This window comes from Pseudomonas sp. PB101, from assembly GCF_009764265.1.
Taxonomy (GTDB): Bacteria; Pseudomonadota; Gammaproteobacteria; order Pseudomonadales; family Pseudomonadaceae; genus Aquipseudomonas.
Genome location: NZ_RWIR01000052.1, coordinates 37,016 through 59,210, shown reverse-complemented (window position 1 = coordinate 59,210; position 22,195 = coordinate 37,016). Strand labels below are relative to the sequence as shown.

General features: G+C 60.8%; 22 protein-coding genes and 1 pseudogene. 13 read left to right on the top strand and 10 right to left on the bottom strand.

Features of this window, described 5'->3' with window-relative positions; all coding sequences use genetic code 11:
* Positions 1-85: 85 nt before the first annotated feature.
* The 5 genes and pseudogenes from coxB to EI969_RS15350 all read left to right on the top strand — a co-directional run bounded on the left by coxB (position 86) and on the right by EI969_RS15350 (position 4,473).
* Entirely contained in the window at positions 86-1,213 is a 1,128-nt protein-coding gene (gene coxB, locus EI969_RS15365) for a cytochrome c oxidase subunit II (protein ID WP_160388537.1), read from the top strand.
* 82 nt (positions 1,214-1,295) lie between these two features.
* Entirely contained in the window at positions 1,296-2,882 is a 1,587-nt protein-coding gene (ctaD, locus tag EI969_RS15360) for a cytochrome c oxidase subunit I (protein WP_160388536.1), read from the top strand.
* Positions 2,879-2,995, top strand: a pseudogene (locus tag EI969_RS30575) (outer membrane lipoprotein carrier protein LolA); the annotation flags it as partial. The gene ctaD and the pseudogene EI969_RS30575, both read left to right, overlap by 4 nt.
* A 13-nt stretch (positions 2,996-3,008) precedes the next feature.
* On the top strand, positions 3,009-3,560 hold the full coding sequence (locus EI969_RS15355; RefSeq protein ID WP_160388535.1) for a cytochrome c oxidase assembly protein: 552 nt from the start codon (positions 3,009-3,011) through the stop codon (positions 3,558-3,560).
* Positions 3,561-3,585: 25 nt separating this feature from the next.
* The gene (locus tag EI969_RS15350; RefSeq protein WP_160388534.1) at positions 3,586-4,473 is read left to right on the top strand and encodes a cytochrome c oxidase subunit 3; all 888 of its coding nucleotides are present in this window, start codon (positions 3,586-3,588) and stop codon (positions 4,471-4,473) included.
* A 66-nt stretch (positions 4,474-4,539) separates the two neighbouring features.
* Here EI969_RS15350 and EI969_RS15345 read toward each other — a convergent pair whose 3' ends face one another.
* Positions 4,540-4,743, bottom strand: coding sequence for a twin transmembrane helix small protein (locus tag EI969_RS15345; protein ID WP_160388533.1), 204 nt, complete (start codon positions 4,741-4,743; stop codon positions 4,540-4,542).
* Between the two features lie 71 nt (positions 4,744-4,814).
* On the opposite strand from EI969_RS15345, the gene EI969_RS15340 reads away from it, so the two are divergent.
* From EI969_RS15340 to EI969_RS15320, 5 genes are read left to right on the top strand one after another with little or no spacing between them, the layout of a single operon-like run.
* The gene (locus tag EI969_RS15340; RefSeq protein WP_160388532.1) at positions 4,815-5,555 is read left to right on the top strand and encodes an SURF1 family protein; all 741 of its coding nucleotides are present in this window, start codon (positions 4,815-4,817) and stop codon (positions 5,553-5,555) included.
* Entirely contained in the window at positions 5,521-6,114 is a 594-nt protein-coding gene (locus tag EI969_RS15335) for a hypothetical protein (protein ID WP_160388531.1), read from the top strand. Before EI969_RS15340 ends, EI969_RS15335 begins: the two co-directional genes overlap by 35 nt.
* Positions 6,115-6,124: 10 nt before the next feature.
* Entirely contained in the window at positions 6,125-7,198 is a 1,074-nt protein-coding gene (locus EI969_RS15330) for a heme A synthase (protein ID WP_160388530.1), read from the top strand.
* Positions 7,186-8,085 carry a heme o synthase gene (gene cyoE / locus EI969_RS15325; RefSeq protein ID WP_160388529.1) on the top strand — a complete coding sequence of 300 codons (900 nt, stop codon included), beginning with the start codon at positions 7,186-7,188 and terminating at the stop codon, positions 8,083-8,085. The genes EI969_RS15330 and cyoE overlap by 13 nt, the downstream gene beginning before the upstream one ends.
* The gene (locus tag EI969_RS15320) at positions 8,082-8,717 is read left to right on the top strand and encodes an SCO family protein (RefSeq protein ID WP_160388528.1); all 636 of its coding nucleotides are present in this window, start codon (positions 8,082-8,084) and stop codon (positions 8,715-8,717) included. Before cyoE ends, EI969_RS15320 begins: the two co-directional genes overlap by 4 nt.
* A gap of 154 nt (positions 8,718-8,871) precedes the next feature.
* Here EI969_RS15320 and EI969_RS15315 read toward each other — a convergent pair whose 3' ends face one another.
* From EI969_RS15315 to EI969_RS15305, 3 genes are all read right to left on the bottom strand, one after another.
* Positions 8,872-9,642: a MetQ/NlpA family ABC transporter substrate-binding protein gene (locus EI969_RS15315; RefSeq protein ID WP_160388527.1), complete on the bottom strand. Its 771-nt coding sequence runs from the start codon at positions 9,640-9,642 to the stop codon at positions 8,872-8,874.
* 62 nt (positions 9,643-9,704) lie between these two features.
* Positions 9,705-10,379, bottom strand: a complete 675-nt coding sequence (locus EI969_RS15310) for a methionine ABC transporter permease (protein WP_008002212.1) — start codon at positions 10,377-10,379, stop codon at positions 9,705-9,707.
* Entirely contained in the window at positions 10,379-11,386 is a 1,008-nt protein-coding gene (locus tag EI969_RS15305) for a methionine ABC transporter ATP-binding protein (protein WP_160388526.1), read from the bottom strand. The genes EI969_RS15310 and EI969_RS15305 overlap by 1 nt, the downstream gene beginning before the upstream one ends.
* 209 nt (positions 11,387-11,595) lie before the next feature.
* On the opposite strand from EI969_RS15305, the gene katE reads away from it, so the two are divergent.
* Entirely contained in the window at positions 11,596-13,734 is a 2,139-nt protein-coding gene (gene katE, locus EI969_RS15300) for a catalase HPII (RefSeq protein WP_160388525.1), read from the top strand.
* A 119-nt stretch (positions 13,735-13,853) separates the two neighbouring features.
* Here the strand turns inward: katE and EI969_RS15295 are convergent, their stop codons facing one another.
* From EI969_RS15295 to zur, 4 genes are read right to left on the bottom strand one after another with little or no spacing between them, the layout of a single operon-like run.
* Positions 13,854-14,570 carry a PA5502 family lipoprotein gene (locus EI969_RS15295; RefSeq protein WP_160388524.1) on the bottom strand — a complete coding sequence of 239 codons (717 nt, stop codon included), beginning with the start codon at positions 14,568-14,570 and terminating at the stop codon, positions 13,854-13,856.
* 37 nt (positions 14,571-14,607) lie between these two features.
* Entirely contained in the window at positions 14,608-15,396 is a 789-nt protein-coding gene (gene znuB / locus EI969_RS15290) for a zinc ABC transporter permease subunit ZnuB (RefSeq protein ID WP_015092904.1), read from the bottom strand.
* Positions 15,389-16,174 carry a zinc ABC transporter ATP-binding protein ZnuC gene (znuC, locus tag EI969_RS15285; protein ID WP_007989407.1) on the bottom strand — a complete coding sequence of 262 codons (786 nt, stop codon included), beginning with the start codon at positions 16,172-16,174 and terminating at the stop codon, positions 15,389-15,391. Before znuC ends, znuB begins: the two co-directional genes overlap by 8 nt.
* The gene (gene zur, locus EI969_RS15280) at positions 16,174-16,656 is read right to left on the bottom strand and encodes a zinc uptake transcriptional repressor Zur (RefSeq protein WP_160388523.1); all 483 of its coding nucleotides are present in this window, start codon (positions 16,654-16,656) and stop codon (positions 16,174-16,176) included. Before zur ends, znuC begins: the two co-directional genes overlap by 1 nt.
* A gap of 66 nt (positions 16,657-16,722) precedes the next feature.
* Here zur and znuA point away from each other — a divergent pair, with 66 nt between their 5' ends.
* Positions 16,723-17,643: a zinc ABC transporter substrate-binding protein ZnuA gene (gene znuA, locus EI969_RS15275; RefSeq protein ID WP_160388522.1), complete on the top strand. Its 921-nt coding sequence runs from the start codon at positions 16,723-16,725 to the stop codon at positions 17,641-17,643.
* 93 nt (positions 17,644-17,736) lie between these two features.
* Here znuA and EI969_RS15270 read toward each other — a convergent pair whose 3' ends face one another.
* Together EI969_RS15270 and EI969_RS15265 are read right to left on the bottom strand one after the other, a co-directional pair.
* The gene (locus EI969_RS15270) at positions 17,737-18,687 is read right to left on the bottom strand and encodes a homoserine kinase (RefSeq protein WP_160388521.1); all 951 of its coding nucleotides are present in this window, start codon (positions 18,685-18,687) and stop codon (positions 17,737-17,739) included.
* Positions 18,688-18,744: 57 nt separating this feature from the next.
* Entirely contained in the window at positions 18,745-19,035 is a 291-nt protein-coding gene (locus EI969_RS15265) for a DUF2782 domain-containing protein (protein WP_110658219.1), read from the bottom strand.
* Positions 19,036-19,109: 74 nt separating this feature from the next.
* On the opposite strand from EI969_RS15265, the gene polA reads away from it, so the two are divergent.
* Positions 19,110-21,914 (top strand): DNA polymerase I, encoded by a 2,805-nt coding sequence (gene polA, locus EI969_RS15260; protein WP_160388520.1) that lies wholly within the window; start codon positions 19,110-19,112, stop codon positions 21,912-21,914.
* Positions 21,915-22,195 lie beyond the last annotated feature (281 nt).

The following is a 22,195-nucleotide window of genomic DNA, read 5'->3' as shown; positions in this document are numbered from 1 at the left end:
TGCTCAAGTTCGTAGTCTGATGCAGCCGCTCCCTTGCCGCAGGTGAAAGCCGGCGGGATAACAAGAACGATAAGGGGAACCCGCAATGATGCGACATCCACATGTCTGGATGGGCCTCCTGTTGTGGTCGATTTTCAGTCAGGCGCAAGCGGCCTGGACTGTGAATATGGCGCCTGGAGCGACTGAAATCAGTCACGCAGTATTCGACCTGCACATGACCATTTTCTGGATCTGTGTGGTGATCGGCATCATCGTTTTTGGTGCCATGTTCTGGTCGATGATTCTCCACCGCCGCTCGACCGGGCAGGTGGCCGCCAAATTTCATGAAAGCACCACCGTCGAAATCCTCTGGACCATCGTGCCCTTCCTGATTCTGGTGGCCATGGCGGTTCCCGCTACCGCGACCCTGATCAAGATGTACGACGCCAGTGAGCCGGAAATCGATATCCAGGTCACCGGCTACCAGTGGAAGTGGCACTACAAGTACCTGGGCCAGGACGTCGAGTTCTTCAGCAACCTGACCACTCCTCAAGACCAGATCCACAACAAGGAAGCCAAGGGCGAGCACTACCTGCTCGAGGTCGACAAGCCCCTGGTGCTGCCGGTCGGCGCCAAGGTGCGCTTCCTGGTGACTTCCGCCGACGTGATCCACTCCTGGTGGGTGCCGGCTTTCGCGGTCAAGCGCGACGCGATTCCCGGGTTCGTCAACGAAGCCTGGACCCGCGTCGACAAACCCGGCATCTACCGTGGCCAGTGCGCCGAGTTGTGCGGCAAGGACCACGGCTTCATGCCGACCGTGGTCGAGGTCAAGGAAAAGGCCGATTACGAAAAATGGCTGGCCGATCGCAAGGCCGAGGCCGCGCAGCTCAAGGAGCTGACCAGCAAGGAATGGACGCTCGACGAGCTCAAGGAGCGCGGTGACAAGATCTACCACACCACCTGTGTGGCCTGTCACCAGGCCGAGGGCCAGGGTCTGCCGCCGATGTTCCCGGCGCTCAAGGGTTCGAAGATCGCTACCGGGCCGAAAGACGCTCACCTGAGCATTGTCTTCCACGGCAAGCCGGGTACTGCAATGGCGGCGTTCGGCAAGCAACTCTCGGAAGTCGACATCGCGGCGGTCGTGACCTATGAACGTAATGCCTGGGGCAACAACAAGGGCGACATGGTCACGCCTAAAGAAGTGCTGGAGCTGAAACAGGCGGAAAGCAAATGACCCGGTCTATTGCGCACGTACGGAACCGGTCGGGACAACGTGCCCCGACCAGCCCAGCCCATCTGCTTGCAGGAGACAAACCATGAGCGCCGTCATCGATGACCATGGTCATGCCGACCACGCCCACGGCCCCGCAAAAGGCCTGATGCGCTGGGTACTGACCACCAACCACAAGGACATCGGTACGCTGTACCTGTGGTTTGCATTCTCCATGTTCCTGCTGGGTGGCTCGTTCGCGATGGTGATTCGCGCCGAGCTGTTCCAGCCGGGGCTGCAAATCGTCGAGCCGGCATTCTTCAACCAGATGACCACCATGCACGGTCTGGTGATGGTCTTCGGTGCGGTAATGCCGGCCTTCGTCGGCCTTGCCAACTGGATGATCCCGCTGATGATCGGCGCGCCGGACATGGCCCTGCCGCGGATGAACAACTTCAGCTTCTGGCTGCTGCCGGCAGCGTTCCTGTTGTTGGTGTCGACCCTGTTCACCCCCGGTGGCGGGCCGAATTTCGGCTGGACGTTCTACGCGCCGCTGTCGACGACCTATGCACCGGAAAGCGTGACCTTCTTTATCTTCGCCATTCACTTGATGGGGATCAGTTCGATCATGGGGGCGATCAACGTGATCGCCACCATCCTCAACCTGCGCGCCCCCGGCATGACGCTGATGAAAATGCCGCTGTTCGTCTGGACCTGGCTGATCACCGCGTTCCTGCTGATCGCGGTGATGCCGGTACTGGCGGGTTGCGTGACGATGATGCTGATGGACATCCACTTCGGCACCAGTTTCTTCAGTGCCGCCGGTGGTGGTGACCCGGTGCTGTTCCAGCACGTGTTCTGGTTCTTCGGTCACCCCGAGGTGTACATCATGATCCTGCCGGCGTTCGGCGCTGTCAGTTCGATCATCCCGACCTTCTCGCGCAAGCCGCTGTTCGGCTACACCTCGATGGTCTACGCCACGGCGAGCATCGCGTTCCTGTCGTTCATCGTCTGGGCGCACCACATGTTCGTGGTCGGCATTCCGCTGGTGGGCGAGCTGTTCTTCATGTACGCCACGCTGCTGATCGCTGTGCCGACGGGGGTGAAGGTGTTCAACTGGGCCAGCACCATGTGGCAAGGCTCGCTGACGTTCGAGACGCCGATGCTGTTTGCCGTGGCGTTCGTGATCCTGTTCTCCATCGGCGGTTTCTCCGGGTTGATGCTGGCCATCGCCCCGGCGGACTTCCAGTACCAGGACACTTACTTCGTGGTCGCGCACTTCCACTATGTGCTGGTGCCGGGGGCGATCTTCGGGATCTTCGCCTCGGCCTATTACTGGATGCCGAAATGGACCGGCCACATGTACGACGAAACCCTCGGCAAGCTGCATTTCTGGCTGTCGTTCATCGGCATGAACATGGCCTTCTTTCCGATGCACTTCGTGGGACTGGCGGGCATGCCCCGGCGGATTCCGGACTACAACCTGCAATTCGCCGACTTCAACATGGTGTCGTCGATTGGCGCATTCATGTTCGGCGCCACGCAGATCTTCTTCCTGTTCATCGTGATCAAGACCATTCGCGGCGGCCCGCCGGCACCGGCCAAACCGTGGGATGGGGCTGAAGGCCTGGAGTGGAGCATCCCGTCGCCGGCGCCGTATCACACCTTCACCACGCCACCGGAAGTGAAATGACTGTAGGAGCGAGCTTGCTCGCGATGGTCGTGAACGATAACGCTGGAAGCCTGACGCCCCGTGGCGCTCTCAGGTTTTTCGCGAGCGAGCTCGCTCCTACAGGGTTATGCGTAGAGGTTTGGAATCATGGCTGATTCGATTTCGTTGAAGAAACTGGTCACGCGTTTGCTGATCGTGGTGGGGGCAATGTTTGTGTTCGGGTTTGCGCTGGTGCCGATCTACGACGTGATGTGCAAGGCCTTCGGCATCAATGGCAAGACCGCCGGGCAGTACGAGGGTGAGCAGACGGTCGACACCTCGCGGCAGGTGCGCGTGCAGTTTCTGTCGACCAACACCGCCGACATGCCTTGGGATTTCTATCCAAGGCACGATGAACTGACGGCCAACCCCGGGGCGGTGAACGAAATGATCTTCATCGCCCACAACCCCACCGACAAGCCGATGAGTGCCCAGGCAGTGCCGAGCATTGCACCGAGCAGCGCGGCGGCGTACTTCCACAAGACCGAATGCTTCTGCTTTACCCAGCAAGTGCTGCAGCCCGGTCAACGGATCGAGATGCCGGTACGTTTCATCGTTGACCGTGACATGCCCAAGGATGTGAAGCACCTGACGCTGTCTTACACGCTGTTCGATATCACCGCCCGACATCCTCCGGTAGCTGTAAACACTGGCGGTTGAGCGTGCCCGATAAGGAGAACAATAAATGGCAACTCATGAACATTATTACGTTCCCGCCCAGAGCAAATGGCCGATCATTGCCACGTTCGGCATGGCCATCACGGTGTACGGCCTGGGCACCTGGTTCAACGATCTGAAAGCGGCGCGCCCGGAATCCCATGGGCCACTGATCTTTTTCGTCGGCGGGCTACTGCTGGCCTACATGCTGTTTGGCTGGTTCGGCACGGTGATCAAGGAAAGTCGTGGCGGTTTGTACAGCGCACAAATGGATCGCTCGTTCCGCTGGGGCATGAGCTGGTTCATTTTCTCGGAGGTGATGTTCTTCATCGCCTTTTTCGGCGCGCTGTTTTATGTGCGCCACGTCTCCGGGCCGGCTCTCGGTGGCGAAGGCACCAAGGGCATAGCGCACATGCTGTGGCCGAACTTCGAATTCGTCTGGCCGTTGCTCAACAACCCTGACTCGAAACTGTTCCCGCCGCCCAAGGAAGTCATCAGCCCCTGGGGTCTGCCGCTGCTCAACACCGTGTTGCTGGTGAGCTCCAGCGTGACCGTGACCATCGCCCACCACGCCTTGAAAAAGGGCCATCGCGGCGCACTCAAGCTGTGGCTGGCGATCACCGTCCTGCTGGGCTGTGCGTTCCTCACCTTCCAGGCCGAAGAATACATGCACGCCTACCGCGAACTGGGCCTGACCCTGGGCTCGGGCATCTACGGCGCGACCTTCTTCATGCTTACCGGGTTTCACGGCGCCCACGTGACCATCGGCACCATCATCCTGTTCGTGATGCTGATGCGGGTCATGCGCGGGCACTTCGACAACGAGCATCAGTTCGGTTTCGAAGCGGCGAGTTGGTACTGGCACTTCGTGGACGTGGTGTGGATCGGTTTGTTTGTTTTCGTCTATGTGCTGTAGGAGCGAGCTTGCTCGCGAAGGTCTATCTGTCGAAGTCAGGGTAACTGACACACCTTCACGAGCAAGCTACCAGGGGGCATGAGACACCAGCTGGCCGCTGAAAAAACCCCAGGTGATCAGACCCAGGGTAATGGCGGCCAGAGTGACACGCACACTCAAGGCAATGACGAGGCGGTTTGAACGGCTGTCGTCCTTGACCAGAAAAAACAGGCCGCTGAACAGGCTGACAACCGTGGCAATCAGCATCAGGACGATGGCTGTTTTGAGCATGGTGGGACTCCGGGGGGACAAGCGATGCACTTGAGTATAGCTATCGCGATGACCGACTTTCTGGCGATGCCATGAAGGGCTTTCGGCCGGGTGTCGTGCCGACGCTGGTGGTCGCGCTGTTGCTGCCGCTGCTGGTGTTCCTGGGGTTCTGGCAATTGAGCCGGGGCGCGGAGAAAAGCGCGCTGCTGCAAACCTACGCCGAGCGCCGGGCCGCCGAGCCGATGGCCAGTACCGAACTGCAATACACCACTGACCCGGCCTTCCGCCGGGTTCGCCTGCACGGCCAGTTCGACGCCGAACACAGCCTGCTGCTGGACAACAGTCAACGCAACGGCAAGGTCGGCGTCGAACTGTTGCAACCCTTTCACGATCAGGCCAGCGGGCTCTGGCTGCTGGTCAATCGCGGCTGGCTGCCATGGCCGGAGCGCCGCACGCCTGTGCAATTCAAGACCCCTGCCGAGGCAGTCAGCCTCGACGCATGGGTCTACGTCTCCCCCGGTGCGACATTCCAGTTGCATGCAGACCCAACGACTACGACATGGCCGAAGCTGATTACAGCCGTTGAACCGACCAGTCTCTGGAAAGCGCTGAACCGCGAAGGCTATGCCTTTGAACTGCGCGCCGAAACCGGCCCCGCCACCTATCAGGCCGACTGGCCGGTGGTCGCCATGGGGGCGGAAAAACACATCGCTTATGCCGTGCAGTGGTTCGCCATGGCGATCGCCCTGTTCGGTCTTTTTATCTATCTCGGTTGGCACAACGCAAAGGAGAAACACCATGGGAGCGGCCATGAATCCACCCAGCATGTCTGAGGCCAAACCGTCGGCGAACCGGCGCAAGGGTCGCTTGCAACTGCTGTTGATCCTGCTCGGGGTGATCGGTCCGATGATCCTCGCCACCGGCATGTACAAGCTGAATTTCTGGGTGCCCGAGGGCCGCAGTTACCACGGCGAACTGATCGGCAATGGCCAGACCCGTGCCGACATCGGCGTGCAGGCCCAGGAGGATCGCTGGCAGATACTGGTGACGGCGCCCAGGGATTGCGCGGTGGACTGCCAGCAACTGGTGTATCTGGCGCGGCAGATCCAGATCGGCCTGGGTCGCGACGCCTCCCGCGCCAGCCATGCCCTGGCCGCCGCACAACCGCTGAGCAGCGAGTACGACGCCAAGCTGCAGCGCGAATATCCACAGCTGCAACGTTATCCACTGGACCTGACCACTTTCAGCAAGGCCACCGGCGACAAGGCCGCGCCGCAACTGTGGATCATCGATCCCCACGGCAATCTGGTGCTGCGCTACGACCCGTCGGTGAAGGGTAAGGACCTGCTTAACGATCTGCGCCACCTGCTGAAACTGTCGAACATCGGATAAGGGCATCGTCATGGCCAAACCTGGATTTCGCCTCGCGCTGTTTGCCACCTTGCTGGCACTGATTGTGGTGTTGCTCGGCGCCTACACCCGCCTGACCCACGCCGGCCTCGGCTGCCCGGACTGGCCGGGCTGCTACGGTTTCATCAGCGTGCCGAAAAGCGAAGCCCAGCTGGCCCATGCCGAATTGCACTTTCCGGACGCTCCGGTCGAAGCCCACAAGGGCTGGAACGAGATGATCCACCGCTACTTCGCCGGCACGCTGGGAGTGTTGATCGCGGTGTTGGCCAGTCGTGCGTGGCTGCACCGCCGTCATCCGGGACAACCGGTGAAGTTGCCGTTGTTTCTGTTGGCGGTGGTCTTTGGCCAGGCCGCGTTCGGCATGTGGACGGTCACGCTCAAGCTCTGGCCGCAGGTGGTCACCGGGCATTTGCTTGGCGGCTTCGCCACCTTGAGTCTGTTGTTCCTGCTGACCTTGCGCCTGTCCGGCGTACTGCCGGCGCTGACCGTGCCGCGACGTTTACAGCATTGGGCGACTGCGGGGCTGTTGCTGGTGATCGGGCAAATCGCCCTCGGTGGCTGGGTCAGTTCCAATTACGCCGCCGTGGCCTGCATCGACTTTCCAACCTGTCACGGCCAATGGCTGCCACCGGCAGACTTCGCCAACGGCTTTCACCTGACCCAACACATCGGCCCGAACTATCTCGGTGGGCAACTGGACAGCGACGCCCGCACGGCCATCCACCTGACCCATCGTATCGGCGCGTTGCTGGTCACCTTGGTTTTGCTCGGGCTGGCCTGGCAATTGAAGGTGGTCGGCATGACGCGCCTGGCCGGTTTGGTGCTGGTCGCTCTGGGCGCACAAATCACCCTGGGCATCAGCAACGTGCTGTTCCATCTGCCTCTGCCGGTGGCCGTCGCGCATAACGCGGGCGGCGCAGCACTGCTGCTGACCATGGTGCTGGTCAATTATCACGCCCGCACCAGTCTGGTCCGGGTCAGGCAGCCAGCGCGCTGGCACTTCAGCCCGCGTAAACACTCAGCCGGCCCCATAACAATAAAAGGAGAGATGCCATGGCGATTCTGATCGGCGAACGTCCCAGTCAGGCGATCTGGCGAGACTACCTGGAACTGACCAAACCCAAGGTCGTGGTGCTGATGCTCATCACTTCTCTGGTGGGGATGTTTCTCGCGACCCGAGCTGGCGTGCCGTGGACGGTGCTGATCTTCGGCAACCTGGGCATCGCCCTGTGTGCCGGTGGCGCGGCGGCGGTCAATCATGTGGTGGACCGGCGCATCGACGCGGTCATGGCACGCACCCACAAACGGCCGCTCGCCGAAGGCAGGGTTTCGCCGACGGCCGCGCTGACGTTTGCGCTGGTATTGGCGGCCCTCGGGCAAGCCATGCTGCTGGCGTTCACCAACCCGCTGACCGCGTGGCTGACCCTCGCCTCGCTGCTCGGCTATGCGGTGGTCTATACCGGATTCCTCAAGCGCGCGACCCCGCAGAACATTGTCATCGGCGGTCTGGCGGGTGCCGCGCCGCCATTGCTCGGCTGGACCGCCGCCACCGGTCACGTCAGCGCCGAGCCGCTGCTGCTGGTGCTGATCATCTTCGCCTGGACCCCGCCGCACTTCTGGGCCCTGGCAATTCATCGCAAGGAGGAATACGCCAAGGCCGACATCCCGATGCTGCCGGTCACCCATGGCGAGCACTACACCAAGATCCATATCCTGCTTTATACCTTTGCACTGCTCGCCGTCAGCCTGATGCCCTATGTGATCCACATGAGCGGTATGCTCTATCTGGTCTGCGCGCTCGGGCTGGGCGCGCGGTTTCTGCAATGGGCCGTGGTGCTGTACCGTGGCACTCGGCCGCACGCGGCGATCAACACGTTCAAGTACTCTATCTACTACTTGTTCCTGCTGTTTATCGCCCTGCTCGTAGACCACTACTTACTGTTGAACCTATGACTCGAACCCAGAAAACCGTCTTCATTCTCGTCGCCCTGATCGCACTGATCCTGGGCCTGACCGTCAACAAGGTATTGTCCGGGAAAAACCAGGGCGATCCGACGGCGCTGATCGACGCCGGCATCATTTTGCTGCCGCAGAGCCGTAATCTGCCGGACGTGACGATGACCAACCAGGACGGTCAGCCGGTCATGATCAATGAGCTGAAGGGCAAGTGGAGCCTGCTGTTCTTCGGCTACACCTTCTGTCCGGATGTCTGCCCGACCACTCTCGCCCAGCTGCGACAGATCAAGAGCGAGTTGCCACCCGAGGCTGTGGATAAACTGCAGATCGTGCTGGTCAGCGTCGACCCCAATCGCGATACGCCCAAGCAGCTCAAACAGTACCTGAGCTATTTCGACCCGCAGTTCATCGGCCTGGCCCCGGCGTCGATCGCTGAGCTGGAAAAAATCTCCAACGCGGTAAGCATTCCGTTCATCCCGGCAGACACCAGCAAGCCGAACTACACCGTCGATCACAGCGGCAACCTCGCGGTGATCGGCCCGGACGGCACCCAGCGCGGCTTCATCCGCGCGCCGTTGAACAATGTGAAGCTGGTGGCGCAGTTGCCGGTGATGCTCAAGCGCGACTAAACCTGTAGGAGCGAGCCTGCTCGCGAAGGTGTGTCAGCTGCATGGGTGTCGACTGACACTCCATCGCGAGCAGGCTCGCTCCCACAAGGGTGCATGTTTCAAGCACAAAAAAGGGGCGCATTCAATGCGCCCCTTTTTCATTGCAGCAGTTCGATCAGAACGCCGGCACTACCGCGCCTTTGTACTTCTCGAGAATGAAGGCTTTCACTTCCGGGCTGTGCAGGGCGGCAACCAGCTTCTTCATTGCTTCACTTTCCTTGTCATCCGGGCGAGCCACCAGGATGTTCACGTATGGCGAGTCGCTGCCTTCGATGAACAGGGCGTCCTTGGACGGATCGAGCTTGGCTTCCAGCGCGTAGTTGGTGTTGATCAGCGCCAGGTCGACCTGGGTCAGCACACGCGGGATGGTCGCGGCTTCCAGCTCACGGATTTTCAGATCCTTGGTGTTCTCGGTGATGTCCTTCACGGTCGACAGGATGTTGTTCGAATCCTTCAACTTGATCAGCCCGGCCTTGGCCATCAGCAACAGTGCGCGGCCGCCGTTGGTGGCGTCGTTAGGGATCACCACATTGGCGCCGCCAGGCAGTTCAGCGAGGGTCTTGTACTTGCTGGAGTAAGCGCCCAGAGGCTCCAGGTGCACGCCAGCCACGGAAATCAGGTTAGTGCCCTTGGCCTTGTTGAACTCATCCAGGTACGGCTGGTGCTGGAAGAAGTTGGCGTCCAGGCGTTTTTCCGCGACCTGTACGTTCGGCTGGATGTAATCGGTGAATACCTTGACCTTCAGGTCCACGCCTTCTTTGGCCAGGGTCGGCTTCACGAATTCGAGGATCTCTGCGTGCGGCACCGGGGTGGCCGCGACGGTCAGGGTTTCAGCGTGAGCAGAGAACGCGGCAACTGCCGCGAAGGCCACGAGTAGTTTTTTCATTCAGCTAACTCCTTGTGCGGCACCGGTTTGCGGCGCCTGCCAGCGAATGGCCGGCTCATGTCTTATTTACGGGAGAAATGCACAACCAGTTTGTCACCGACGGTTTGCAGCACCTGGACCAATACCAGCAGCAACACCACCGTCACGACCATCACATCGGTCTGGAAACGTTGGTAACCGAAGCGGATCGCCAGATCACCCAGACCACCGGCACCGACGACACCGGCCATCGCCGTGTAGGACACCAGTGTAATGGCTGTCACCGTTATCGCCGCGAAGATGCCCGGGCGGGCTTCAGGCAGCAACGCGTTGGTGATGATCTGGCGCGTGGTCGCGCCCATGGCCTGGGTGGCTTCGATGATGCCGCGATCAACTTCACGCAGGGCGGTTTCCACCAGGCGGGCGAAGAACGGCGTGGCACCCACCACCAGCGGCGGGATCGCACCGGCGACACCGAGGGACGTGCCGGTGATCAACACGGTGAACGGGATCATCACGATCAACAGGATGATGAACGGCAGCGAACGCAGGATGTTCACCACCAGCGACAACATCGCGTAGACGCCTTTGGCTTCCAGCAACTGGCGCGGGCTGCACAGGAACAACAGCACACCCAGCGGCAGGCCGAGCAGCACGGTAAACAACAGCGAACCACCGAGCATCAGCAGGGTGTCGCCGGTGGCCAGCCAGATTTCGAACCAGTCGATATTGGCGAAGAAACTTGTCAGGGCTTCCATTAGCGCAGCACCTCCATGTGGACGTCGGCTGCGGTGAAGCGGGCGAACGCCGCCTCCATGTCACCACCGGTTACGGCCAGGGTCAGTTGCCCGTAAGGGATGTCTTTGATGCGGTCGATACGACCGGCCAGGATGCTGTAGTCCACCCCGGTTTCCCGGGCGACGGTACCCAGCAACGGCGCGTAGGTCGCTTCGCCCTGGAAGGTCAGACGCACGATGCGGCCTGGCACATGCGCGAAGTCGTCACGCTGTTCGCTTTCGTCGATCTGCTCGTCTTCCTGCACAAAGCGTTTGGTGGTGGGGTGCTTCGGATGCAGGAACACCTCGGCCACCGAGCCTTGCTCGACGATCACGCCGGCGTCCATCACGGCGACCTGGTCGCAGACCCGGCGGATCACGTCCATCTCGTGGGTAATCAAGACGATGGTCAGTTTCAGCTCGCGATTGATCTCTGCCAGCAATTGCAGGACCGATGCGGTGGTCTGCGGGTCGAGGGCGCTGGTGGCTTCATCGCACAGCAGGATTTTCGGCTTGGTCGCCAGGGCGCGGGCAATGCCGACACGCTGCTTTTGCCCGCCGGACAGTTGCGCCGGGTACTTTTTCGCGTGGTCGGACAATCCGACCCGTGCCAGCAACTCGGCCACGCGCGAATCGATATCGCTGCGCGACAGCTCGCCGGCCAGGGTCAGCGGCAGCGCGACGTTGTCGGCGACAGTCTTGGAAGCCAGCAGGTTGAAGTGCTGGAAAATCATCCCGACCTGCTGACGGAAGCGGCGCAGGCCATTGGCGTCGAGCGCGGTGACTTCTTCGCCGTCGACGGTGATTTTGCCGCCACTGGCGTTTTCCAGGCGATTGATCAGACGCAGCAGGGTACTTTTTCCTGCGCCGGAATGACCAATCAAGCCGTAAACCTGCCCGTTCTCAATCGTCAGACTGGTCGGATGCAGGGCGGGGATTTCCTTACCGGCGACGCGGTAGGTTTTGTGGACGTTTTGAAACTCGATCACGTAGCGAACCTTGTGGGCGCGTTAGAAAAGGGTCAGCGGTTAGCCGGGCGCGCATTTTAGCCTGTCCGTATAGAGGTTCTTAGCATTTATTTCGCATTTGTCCTGTCATTTGGCAATAACGCGATCAAAGGTCAGAAAAAAGGAACGGCTGAAGAAGCTCGTCAGTCACTACTTAGGCCACTGGAAAACGCCTGAGGAGTTCACGCCTGATGACTACCAAGAAGCCTGCCGCCACCAAGAGCGCCCTGGCCGGGACCGATACCCCGGACCGCCACAACACCAATGCCAAGCTCGACAGCCTGGAAACCTTTCGCTCCGATGCCTCTGAGCAGGCTTTGCGCACCAACCAGGGCGTGAAGGTCGCGGACAACCAGAACACTCTGAAGGCCGGGGCCCGCGGGCCGTCGCTGCTGGAAGATTTCATCATGCGTGAAAAGATCACGCACTTTGACCACGAGCGCATTCCCGAGCGCATCGTTCACGCCCGCGGCACCGGCGCCCATGGCCATTTTCAGAGTTATGAAAACCATTCGGAGCTGACAAAGGCCGGTTTCCTGCAGGATCCAGCGAAGAAAACCCCGGTGTTCGTGCGCTTTTCCACGGTGCAGGGGCCGCGAGGGTCAGGCGATACCGTGCGCGACGTACGAGGTTTCGCCGTGAAGTTCTTTACCGACGAAGGCAACTTCGACCTGGTGGGCAACAACATGCCGGTGTTCTTCATTCAGGACGCCATCAAGTTTCCCGACTTCGTGCACGCGGTCAAACCCGAGCCGCACAACGAGATCCCTACCGGTGGCTCGGCCCACGACACCTTCTGGGACTTCGTCTCGCTGGTGCCGGAGTCGGCGCACATGGTGATATGGGCGATGTCCGACCGGGCGATCCCGAAAAGCCTGCGCAGCATGCAGGGCTTCGGCGTGCACACTTTTCGGCTGATCAATGCCGAAGGAAAGTCGCGCTTCGTCAAATTCCACTGGCGCCCCACCGCCGGCACTTGCTCCCTGGTGTGGGACGAAGCGCAAAAACTTGCGGGAAAAGATGCCGACTACCATCGCCGGGACCTGTGGGAGTCGATCGAGATCGGCGACTACCCAGAGTGGGAGTTGGGGGTGCAGGTCATCGAAGAGGAAAACGAACATGCCTTCGATTTCGACATTCTCGATCCCACCAAGCTGATCCCGGAAGAGCTGGTTCCCATCACGCCGTTGGGCAAGATGGTGCTGAACCGCAACCCGGACAACTTCTTCGCCGAAACCGAGCAGGTTGCCTTCTGCCCCGGGCATATCGTTCCGGGGATCGACTTCTCCAACGACCCTCTGCTGCAAGGTCGATTGTTTTCCTACACCGACACGCAAATCAGCCGACTCGGCGGGCCGAATTTTCACGAGATCCCGATCAATCGTCCGGTGTCGCCGTTCCACAACGGCCAGCGCGACGCGCAGCACCGCACCACGATCGACAAGGGGCGTGCGTCCTACGAGCCGAACTCCATTGATGGCGGCTGGCCAAAGGAAACGCCAGCGTCGGCGCAAGAGGGTGGCTTCGAGAGTTATCCGGAGCGGATCGATGCCAACAAGATCCGCCAGCGCAGCGAGTCGTTCGCTGACCATTTCTCCCAGGCTCGTTTGTTTTTCCACAGCATGAGTGAGCATGAACGAGAGCACATCATCTCGGCCTATAGCTTTGAGCTGGGCAAAGTCGAGCGTGAAGCGATTCGTGCCCGGGAGGTGAACGAAATACTCGCCAATATCGATCTGGAATTGGCCAAACGAGTGGCGCAGAACCTTGGGTTGCCCGCGCCGGCTCGCGGCACCGTGGAGGTGCGCAAGACTGCACCGGATCATTCACCGGCATTGAGCCAGGCGAATTTGTTACCGGAGAACATCAAGACGCGAAAAGTCGCCATTCTGGTGGCCAATGGCGTCGATAGCGCTGCGATTGATGCAATGAAATCAGCCTTGGAGGCCGAGGGCGCCCACGGGAAGGTGCTTGGACCGACCTCTGCGCCGGTGAAAACCGCGGACGGCAAAACCCTGGCTGTCGATGCTTCGATGGAAGGCTCGCCGTCTGTGGCGTTCGATGCGGTGTTCGTGCCGGGCGGAGCGGCGTCGATCAAGGCGCTGAGTTCTGACGGGGTGGCGCTTCACTACCTGCTGGAGGCGTACAAGCATCTGAAGGCCATTGCGTTGCAGGGCGAGGCGGAGCAGTTGCTGGATGTGTTGAAGCTCGAGGTTGATGCGGGGTTGGTCGTGGGGGCGGATGCGAAGTTGATCAAGCCGTTTTTGCTGGCGATCGGGCAGCATCGGGTCTGGGCCAGGGAGGCGAAGGCCAGGGCGATTCCGGCCTGAGGATCTTCGGAGCCAGATAGACCATCGCGAGCAGGCTCGCTCCCACATGGATTTGTGTTGCTCACATATTTTGTGACCAACACCTCTCTACTGTGGGAGCGAGCCTGCTCGCGAGGGTTTCAGGGTTTACGCGGACTCAGAACCATCTGTGCCGGAACACTGCGCAAGATCTGCCGCTCCAGCTTCAGGTCAAACTCGGGATCGAGCTTCTTCACCCGCTTGCTCAGCAAGTTAGCCAGCCAAGGGTAATCATCCGTGCGCGGAGCCTGAATGGTCACATCGCACTGGAAATTCACCACATCGGCGGCGATGGCATCCAGTTGGCGACGCAGTTTGCCCATATCGTTGATATTCAGTGCGACCGTGGTGCTTTCAGCCGTCAGGTCGATCACCTTGGCTTTTGGCTTGGCTTCGGCGGCCTTGAGGGCGGCCTCGGCTTTTTCCAGTTCGGCCTTGCGCGCCTGGGCAATCGAGCCATTGACCCCGCCGGTCAGTGCCGGAGCCTTGGGCATCAGCGCGCGGGCGCGGCTCAGGGCCGTCGCGGCGGCATCCACGTCGCCCTTTTGCAGCACGATCTGGCTGCGGCGCAAGTAGGCCTCGGCCAGTTGCCGCTGGTACTGCTCAAGGGACGCATCGTTGGGCGATTCGGCCTGCAAGGCGGCCAATTGGTCTTCGGCCGTGGCCAGTTCATCGCTGGCGATGTTTTGTTCCAGCTGTACGATGGCCGTGGCTCGCGCATTGGCGGCCTCGGTGGCCGCCGGTGGCGTGCTTTGGCAGGCGCCCAGCAGCAAAGAAAATGCGACAAGGAGCAGATAACGGGAGGCGAACGACTTCATTCCTGCGACTCTCTATTTGCGCAAAAAACGAGCAAGTCTACACCCCTCGACGGGGCAGAACAAAACTCAGCAGAAACAGCGCCGCGGCTGCCACCACAATCGATGGGCCGGCAGGGGTGTCCTTGAACCAGGACAGCGCCAGCCCGCCACACACGGCGAGTATGCCCAGCAGGCTCGCGCCCAGTGCCATCTGTTCCGGCGAGCGGGCGTGACGTTGTGCCGCAGCCGCCGGGATGATCAGCAACGAGGTGATCAGCAACACGCCGACGATTTTCATCGCCACGGCAATCACCACGGCGATCAGCAGCATCAAGGCCAGACGCAATCCTGCCACCGGCAGGCCTTCGACCCTGGCCAGTTCTTCATGCACCGTGATCGCCAACAAAGGCCGCCACAACGCAACCAGCAAGGCCAGCACGGCCGCACTGCCGCCAAGAATCCACGCCAGGTCGGTTGGACTGATTGCCAGCAGGTCGCCGAACAGATAGGCCATCAGGTCAATCCGCACTTCGTGCATGAAGCTTAGTACCACCAGGCCCAGAGAGAGCGTGCTGGGTGCGAGAATTCCCAAAAGCGTGTCGGATGCCAATGGCTGACGTTGCTGCAACGTCACCAGTAACACCGCCAGCAGCAGGCAGCCAACGGTGACGGCAACCGTCGGGCTGACATCCAGCAGGAAGCCCAAAGCCACGCCGAGCAAGGCTGCGTGGGACAGGGTGTCGCCAAAATAGGCCATGCGCCGCCAGACCACGAAAGACCCCAGCGGGCCTGCGACGACGGCCAGGGCCAGGCCTGCAAGCAGGGCGTAAAGCAGAAAATCAGCCATGCTTGCAGCTATCTCCGTGAACATGGGGTTGGCCCGACGCGGGCGCCTTGACCACCGAGCCATGCAAGTCGTGGGCGTGGTCGTGATGGTGGTGATAAATCGCCAGGCTTTGTGCGTTTTTTCCGAACAGCTCGACGAAAGCCGGATCGCCGCTGACCTGCTCGGGATGGCCGGAACAGCAGACGTGACGATTCAGGCAGACCACCTGGTCCGTGGTGCTCATCACCAGATGCAAATCGTGGGAGACCATCAGCACGCCGCAGCCGTGGCGGTCACGCAAACGGGTGATCAGGCTGTACAGCTCAGCCTGGCCGGCCACGTCGACACCCTGAACCGGTTCGTCGAGTACCAGCAGTTCCGGTTCGCGCAACAAGGCCCGGGCCAGCAACACACGCTGCATTTCGCCCCCGGAAACGCTTTGCACCGGGCTGTCGATGACCTGCTCGGCTCCCACTTCCTTGAGTGCCGCCAAGGCCATCGCGCGGTCCACGCCCGGTACCAGACGCAAGAAGCGCAAGACCGACAGCGGCAGGGTCGGGTCGACATGGAGTTTTTGCGGCATGTAGCCGACACGCAGTTTCGGCTTGCGCCAGACGCTGCCGCTGTCCGGTTTCAACAGACCGAGCACGGCCCGCACCAGCGTGGTTTTGCCGGCACCGTTGGGGCCGATCAAGGTAACGATCTGCCCCGGCTCGACGCTTAGCTCGATGTTGTCCAGCACCGGTTGCCCGGCGAACGTGACGGCAACCTGCTCAAGTCGGATCAGCGCGTTGCTCATCAAGCCCCCTGGCAACCCGAGCAGAGACCGACCACTTCGACGGTCTGGCCTTCGACGATAAACCCGACATCCCTGGCGCTGGCGATGATCGCGTCGCTGATGGATTTTTGCTCGAGCTCGATCGCGGCGTGGCACTGGCGGCAGATCAGGAACTGGCCCTGGTGAGCATGTTCCGGATGATTGCAGCCGATGAAGGCGTTCAGCGAGGAAATCCGATGGACCAGGCCGTTTTCCAGCAGGAAATCCAGCGCGCGGTACACCGTCGGCGGCGCGGCGCGGCGACCGTCCTGCTCGCTGAGGACCGCAAGAATGTCGTAGGCACCCAGCGGCTTATGGCTTTGCCACACCAGTTCCAGCACCCGCCGACGCAATGCGGTCAGGCGCAGACCTTGACGCGCACACAGGGCATCGGCCTCGGACAAAGCGCTGTGAACGCAATGCGAGTGGTCGTGGGGACGGCTGGCAATCGGTGTTTTTAGCATGAGCGGCGACGACGTTTGTGAGAGACGTTATTATGTTACCCGTTCTCGCCTCTTCGAGTGGTCATCGTGTCCCGACTTTTTTCTATCTTTGTCGCATTTATCGCAAGTTTTCTGCTGATCGGTCCGGTGCAGGCCGAAGTCAAAGTCCTTACCAGCATCAAGCCCCTGCAGTTGATCGCCGCGGCGGTGCAGGATGGCGTGGCGATTCCCGAGGTTTTGCTGCCACCGGGTGCCTCACCGCATAACTATGCCCTGCGCCCTTCCGACGTACGAAAGGTGCAATCGGTGGACCTGCTGTACTGGATCGGCCCGGACATGGAAGGCTTTCTGCCCCGGGTGCTCAATGGCCGTACGCTGCCCAGCGTCGCCGTGCAGGATCTGTCAGGCATGAAACTGCGTCACTTCACCGAAGATAACCACTCACATGCCGAAGAAGCCGACGAACACGACCACGATCACCGTCCGGGCAGCCTCGATGCGCACTTGTGGCTATCGCCGGTCAACGCCCGGGTCATCGCCGCGAAAATGGCGGCTGACCTGAGTGCCGCCGATCCTGACAATGCCGCGCGTTATCAGAGCAATCTCAAGGCTTTTGACGAGCGTCTCGATGCGTTGGATGTGCGCCTGAAAAAACGTCTGGCCGATGTTCAGGGCAAACCCTACTTCGTGTTCCACGAAGCTTTCGATTACTTCGAAGACGCTTACGGGCTCAAGCACGCGGGTGTGTTCAGTGTCGCAGCCGAGGTACAACCCGGTGCCCAGCATGTCGCGGCAATGCGCACGCGGTTGCAGGAAGTCGGCAAGACGTGCGTGTTCAGCGAGCCACCGTTGCGTCCGCGCCTGGCGGAAACCCTGGTGGCGGGTTTGCCGGTGAAGCTGGCTGAGCTGGATGCGTTGGGCGGCTACACACCGGCGACGGCTCAGGGTTATGAGCAGGTGCTGGAAAAGCTGGGGAATGATCTGGCGGGGTGCCTGGAGTCGTTGTAACTTCCAGCATCGGCGTCGTCCCCAATCGCGGGCAAGCCCGCTCCCACAGAGATCATCGCGAACCTGTGGGAGCGGGCTTGCCCGCGATGCTTTTTAGAGGGCGAAAGGCAGCGGGGTGCTGACCGTCTGCCGCTGCGCCAGGCGCAGCTGGAACTCCATCGGATCGTGAATCAACACGTCCTGCCCGGCGAACGACTCCGCCGCGATCAAGCGTGACAGCCAGAACCGTACGCAAGCCACCCGCAGCAGGGTCGGCCACAACTCGGCTTCGGCAGCGGTGAACGGTCGCAAGGCCGCGTAAGCGCCCAGCAAGGCCCGCGCCCGCGCTCCATCGATCACGCCATCGTCGTCCGAGCACCAGTCGTTCAAGGCAATCGCCACGTCATAGAGCATCGGCCCGGAACAGGCATTGTAGAAATCGATCAGCCCGGTCAGGTGCGTACCTTCGAACATCGCGTTGTCGCGGAACAGGTCGGCGTGAATGTTCGCCCGCGGCAGAGCGAGGATTTTTTCTTTCTGCAGGGTGATTTCGTCCAGCGCCCGCTGCAGCAGGTCTTTCTGTTCGGCCGCGAGGTGTGACAGGAACTGTGTGCCCTCCTCGAGCATCCAGTCCAGGCCGCGATCGGTTTTGCGCTTGATCATGTTGGCCTGGGTCGCCAGGTGCAGGTGGCCGAGCAGCTCACCGACCTGTGCGCAATGCTGCGCGTTGGCCTGCTTGATGTGCTTGCCGGCCAGGCGCGGTTGCAGCAACGCAGGTTTGCCCGCCATTTCACGCAGGGCCACGCCGTCGGTGGTGCGCAGGGCGTAAGGCACCGGCAGGTCGGCGGCGTGCAGCACGTCGAGCAGCTCGATGAAGAACGGCATTTCCTGAACCGGACCGCGTTCGACCAGGGTCAGGACAAATTCGCCCTGCTCCAGGCTGATAAAGAAATTGGTGTTTTCGCTACCGGCGGCAATCCCCTGGAAATCAAGCAGGCGGCCGAGGCCATAGGGGGCGAGAAAAGCTTCCAGCTCGGGCCGAGCCAGGGGGGTGAACACAGACATGTTTAAGCTGCCAGTACGGGCGCCGCTCGTGGGCCGGCGCCAATTGAAATTAAGAAACTACTTCCACTCAAAGATCTTCCACGACGGAATCAGCATATCGGGCTGGTCCGAGCGGATAAAGTTTGCATCTGTTCCGTCGGCGCGCACCAGAAAATACGGCGGTGCGCCCTTGGGCGTGACCTTGATTGCGTAGAGGAAACCGTTCTGACGGTATTCCTGAATGACTTTGTCCCCTTCCGTGCGGATCGTGACTTCCGGATCCGGTGTCGGCGCATCGTCCGCCGCCATGACGGCCAGTGGGGTAATTGCAAACAAGCCAGCCAGCAACAGGCGATTTAGTGTGCGCATGATAACCTTGTCCCTTTGTCGTCAACGGTCCCGCTATTCTAGCGCCGGACCCGCCGAAAAGGTTGATCCTGCTCATGAGCCAAGCCCCCCTCGTCCTGGTGGACGGTTCTTCTTACCTGTATCGCGCCTTTCACGCGCTGCCGCCGCTGACCACGTCCAAAGGCCTGCCGACCGGTGCGGTCAAGGGCGTATTGAATATGCTCAAGAGCCTGCGCAAGCAATATCCGGACAGTCCGTTCGCCGTGGTGTTCGACGCCAAGGGTGGGACTTTTCGCGATGACATGTACGCCGAATACAAGGCCAACCGTCCGAGCATGCCGGACGACATGCGCGTGCAGATCGAGCCGCTGCACCAGAGCGTGATCGCCCTGGGCTTCCCGTTGCTGTGCGTCGAAGGGGTCGAGGCCGATGACGTGATCGGCACCCTGGCCCGCAGCAGCGCGGCGGCGGATCGTCCGGTGATCATCTCCACTGGCGACAAGGACATGGCGCAACTGGTCGACGGTCACATTACCTTGGTCAACACCATGACCGGTAGCAGCATGGACGTGGAGGGCGTGAAGGAGAAATTCGGCGTCGCTCCCGAGCAGATCATCGATTATCTGGCGCTCATGGGCGATTCTTCCGACAACATTCCGGGCGTTCCGGGTATCGGCCCGAAGACGGCTTCAGGCCTGCTGGTCGGTGTGAACGGCGGCCTGACCGAACTCTATGCGCAGCTCGACATTGTGCCGACCCTGCCGATTCGCGGCGCCAAGACCTTGCCGGCCAAGCTCGAAGAGCACAAGGAGATGGCGTTCCTTTCGTATCAGCTGGCGACCATCAAGGTCGATGTGCCGCTGGACGTTGGGCTCGACGACTTGCAAATGGGTCCGGAAGATCCGGCCAAACTCTACGAGTTGTACAACCTGCTGGAATTCAAGAGCTGGCTGAACGACCTTGATCGCGACGCTAAACGCCTGGAACTGAGTGCTGCCGCCGAGCCTGCACCGGCCGTCGATCTGTTCAGCGAACCAGAGGCCCAAGCACCGGCCGCCGCTGCTGAAGCCGCCTATGAAACCATCCTCGATCAGGCGCGATTCGATGCCTGGCTGGAAAAGCTCAACAACGCGAGGCTGTTTGCCTTCGACACCGAAACCACCGGCATCGATGCGCAGCAGGCGCAGCTGGTGGGTCTGTCGTTCGCGGTTCAGGCCAACGAAGCGGCCTACATCCCGCTGACCCATTCCTACATCGGCGTACCGCAGCAGCTCGACCGCGACACTGTGCTGCGCGCGCTCAAGCCGATTCTGGAAGACCCGAACAAGCTCAAGGTCGGCCAGCACGCCAAGTTCGACATGAACATCCTGGCCAACTGCGCCATCGGCGGCGATCAGGCCAACGGCATCACCGTGCGTGGCATCGCCTTCGACACCATGCTCGAGTCCTACGTGCTCAACTCCACGGCCACGCGCCATGACATGGACAGCCTGGCGCAGAAGTACCTGGATCACACCACGGTGAGTTTCCAGGACATTGCCGGCAAAGGCGTGAAACAGCTGACGTTTGATCAGATCGCTCTCGAGCAGGCCGGGCCTTACGCCGCCGAAGACGCGGATATCACCTTGCGTCTGCACCAGACCCTCTTCGAAAAGCTCTCGGCCATTCCGAGCCTGGCCAGCGTGCTGACCGATATCGAAATCCCGTTGGTGCCGGTGCTGGCACGCATCGAGCGCCAGGGCGCCTTCGTCGACGCCGCCCTGCTGGGTGTGCAAAGCATCGAACTGGGCGACAAGATGGTGGCGCTGGAGCGTGAAGCCTTCGAGATTGCCGGCGAGGAGTTCAACCTCGGTTCGCCCAAACAACTGGGTGTGATCCTTTACGAAAAACTCGGCCTGCCGGTATTGAAGAAAACCGCCAAAGGCCAGCCGTCCACTGCCGAGGAAGTGCTGGCCAAACTGGCGGAAGACGACTATCGATTGCCGAAAGTGCTCATGGAATACCGCTCCATGAGCAAGCTGAAAAGCACCTATACCGACCGCCTGCCGGAGCAGATCAACCCGCGTACCGGGCGGATCCATACCTCGTATCATCAGGCGGTGGCGTCCACCGGGCGCCTGTCCTCCAGCGATCCGAACCTGCAGAACATCCCGGTGCGCACCGCCGAAGGGCGGCGCATCCGCCAGGCCTTCGTGGCCCCGGCCGGTTACAAGCTGCTGGCGGCGGACTATTCGCAGATCGAACTGCGCATCATGGCGCATCTGTCCCGGGATGAAGGGCTGATGAATGCCTTCCGGCACAATCTGGACGTGCACACCGCCACTGCTGCCGAAGTGTTCAAGGTCGAGCTTGCCGAGGTGACCTCCAACCAGCGCCGCAGCGCCAAGGCGATCAACTTCGGCCTGATCTACGGCATGGGCGCGCAGAAGCTCGGCAAGGACATCGGCGTCGACACCAAGACCGCCAAGGCTTACATCGATACCTACTTCGCCCGATACCCCGGCGTTCGCCAGTACATGGACCGCACGCGGGCCCAGGCCGCCGAGCAAGGTTATGTCGAGACATTCTTCGGCCGTCGCCTGTACCTGCCGGACATCAATTCCAACAAGCCGCAAGAGCGCGCCGCCGCCGAACGCACGGCGATCAACGCACCGATGCAAGGCACGGCTGCGGACATCATCAAGAAAGCAATGGTCGCTGTGGATAACTGGCTGAGCGTGTCCGGCCTCGACGCCAAAGTCATTTTGCAGGTGCACGACGAACTGGTGCTTGAGGTGCGTGAAGACCTGGTCGACCAGGTTCGCGATGAAATTCGCCTGCACATGAGCGAGGCCGCGAAACTGGATGTTCCGTTGCTGGTCGAAGTAGGTATTGGAAATAACTGGGATGAGGCTCACTGAGCCATCAGAAAATTTTCGCTTTCTGCTGCGGCATAGCGCCGCGGCAGAAGGGCGCGAATTGCTTAGTCCTGAAGATAATCAGAGTTATTCCAAAGCGGTTTGAAAAAAATCTGAACTAATCTTGCAGCCAACACTCAGAGTTACTGAATGGCTGGTGAAGCCCTTCGATGCTCCTATGTTGTGTTAAGTGTTGGCAGATATCTGGACCCCGCCCTAGCGGTCTAGAGCTTGAACCCCGGAACTTCTCCCTCCCCATATGAAGTCCGGGGTTTTTTTTGCCT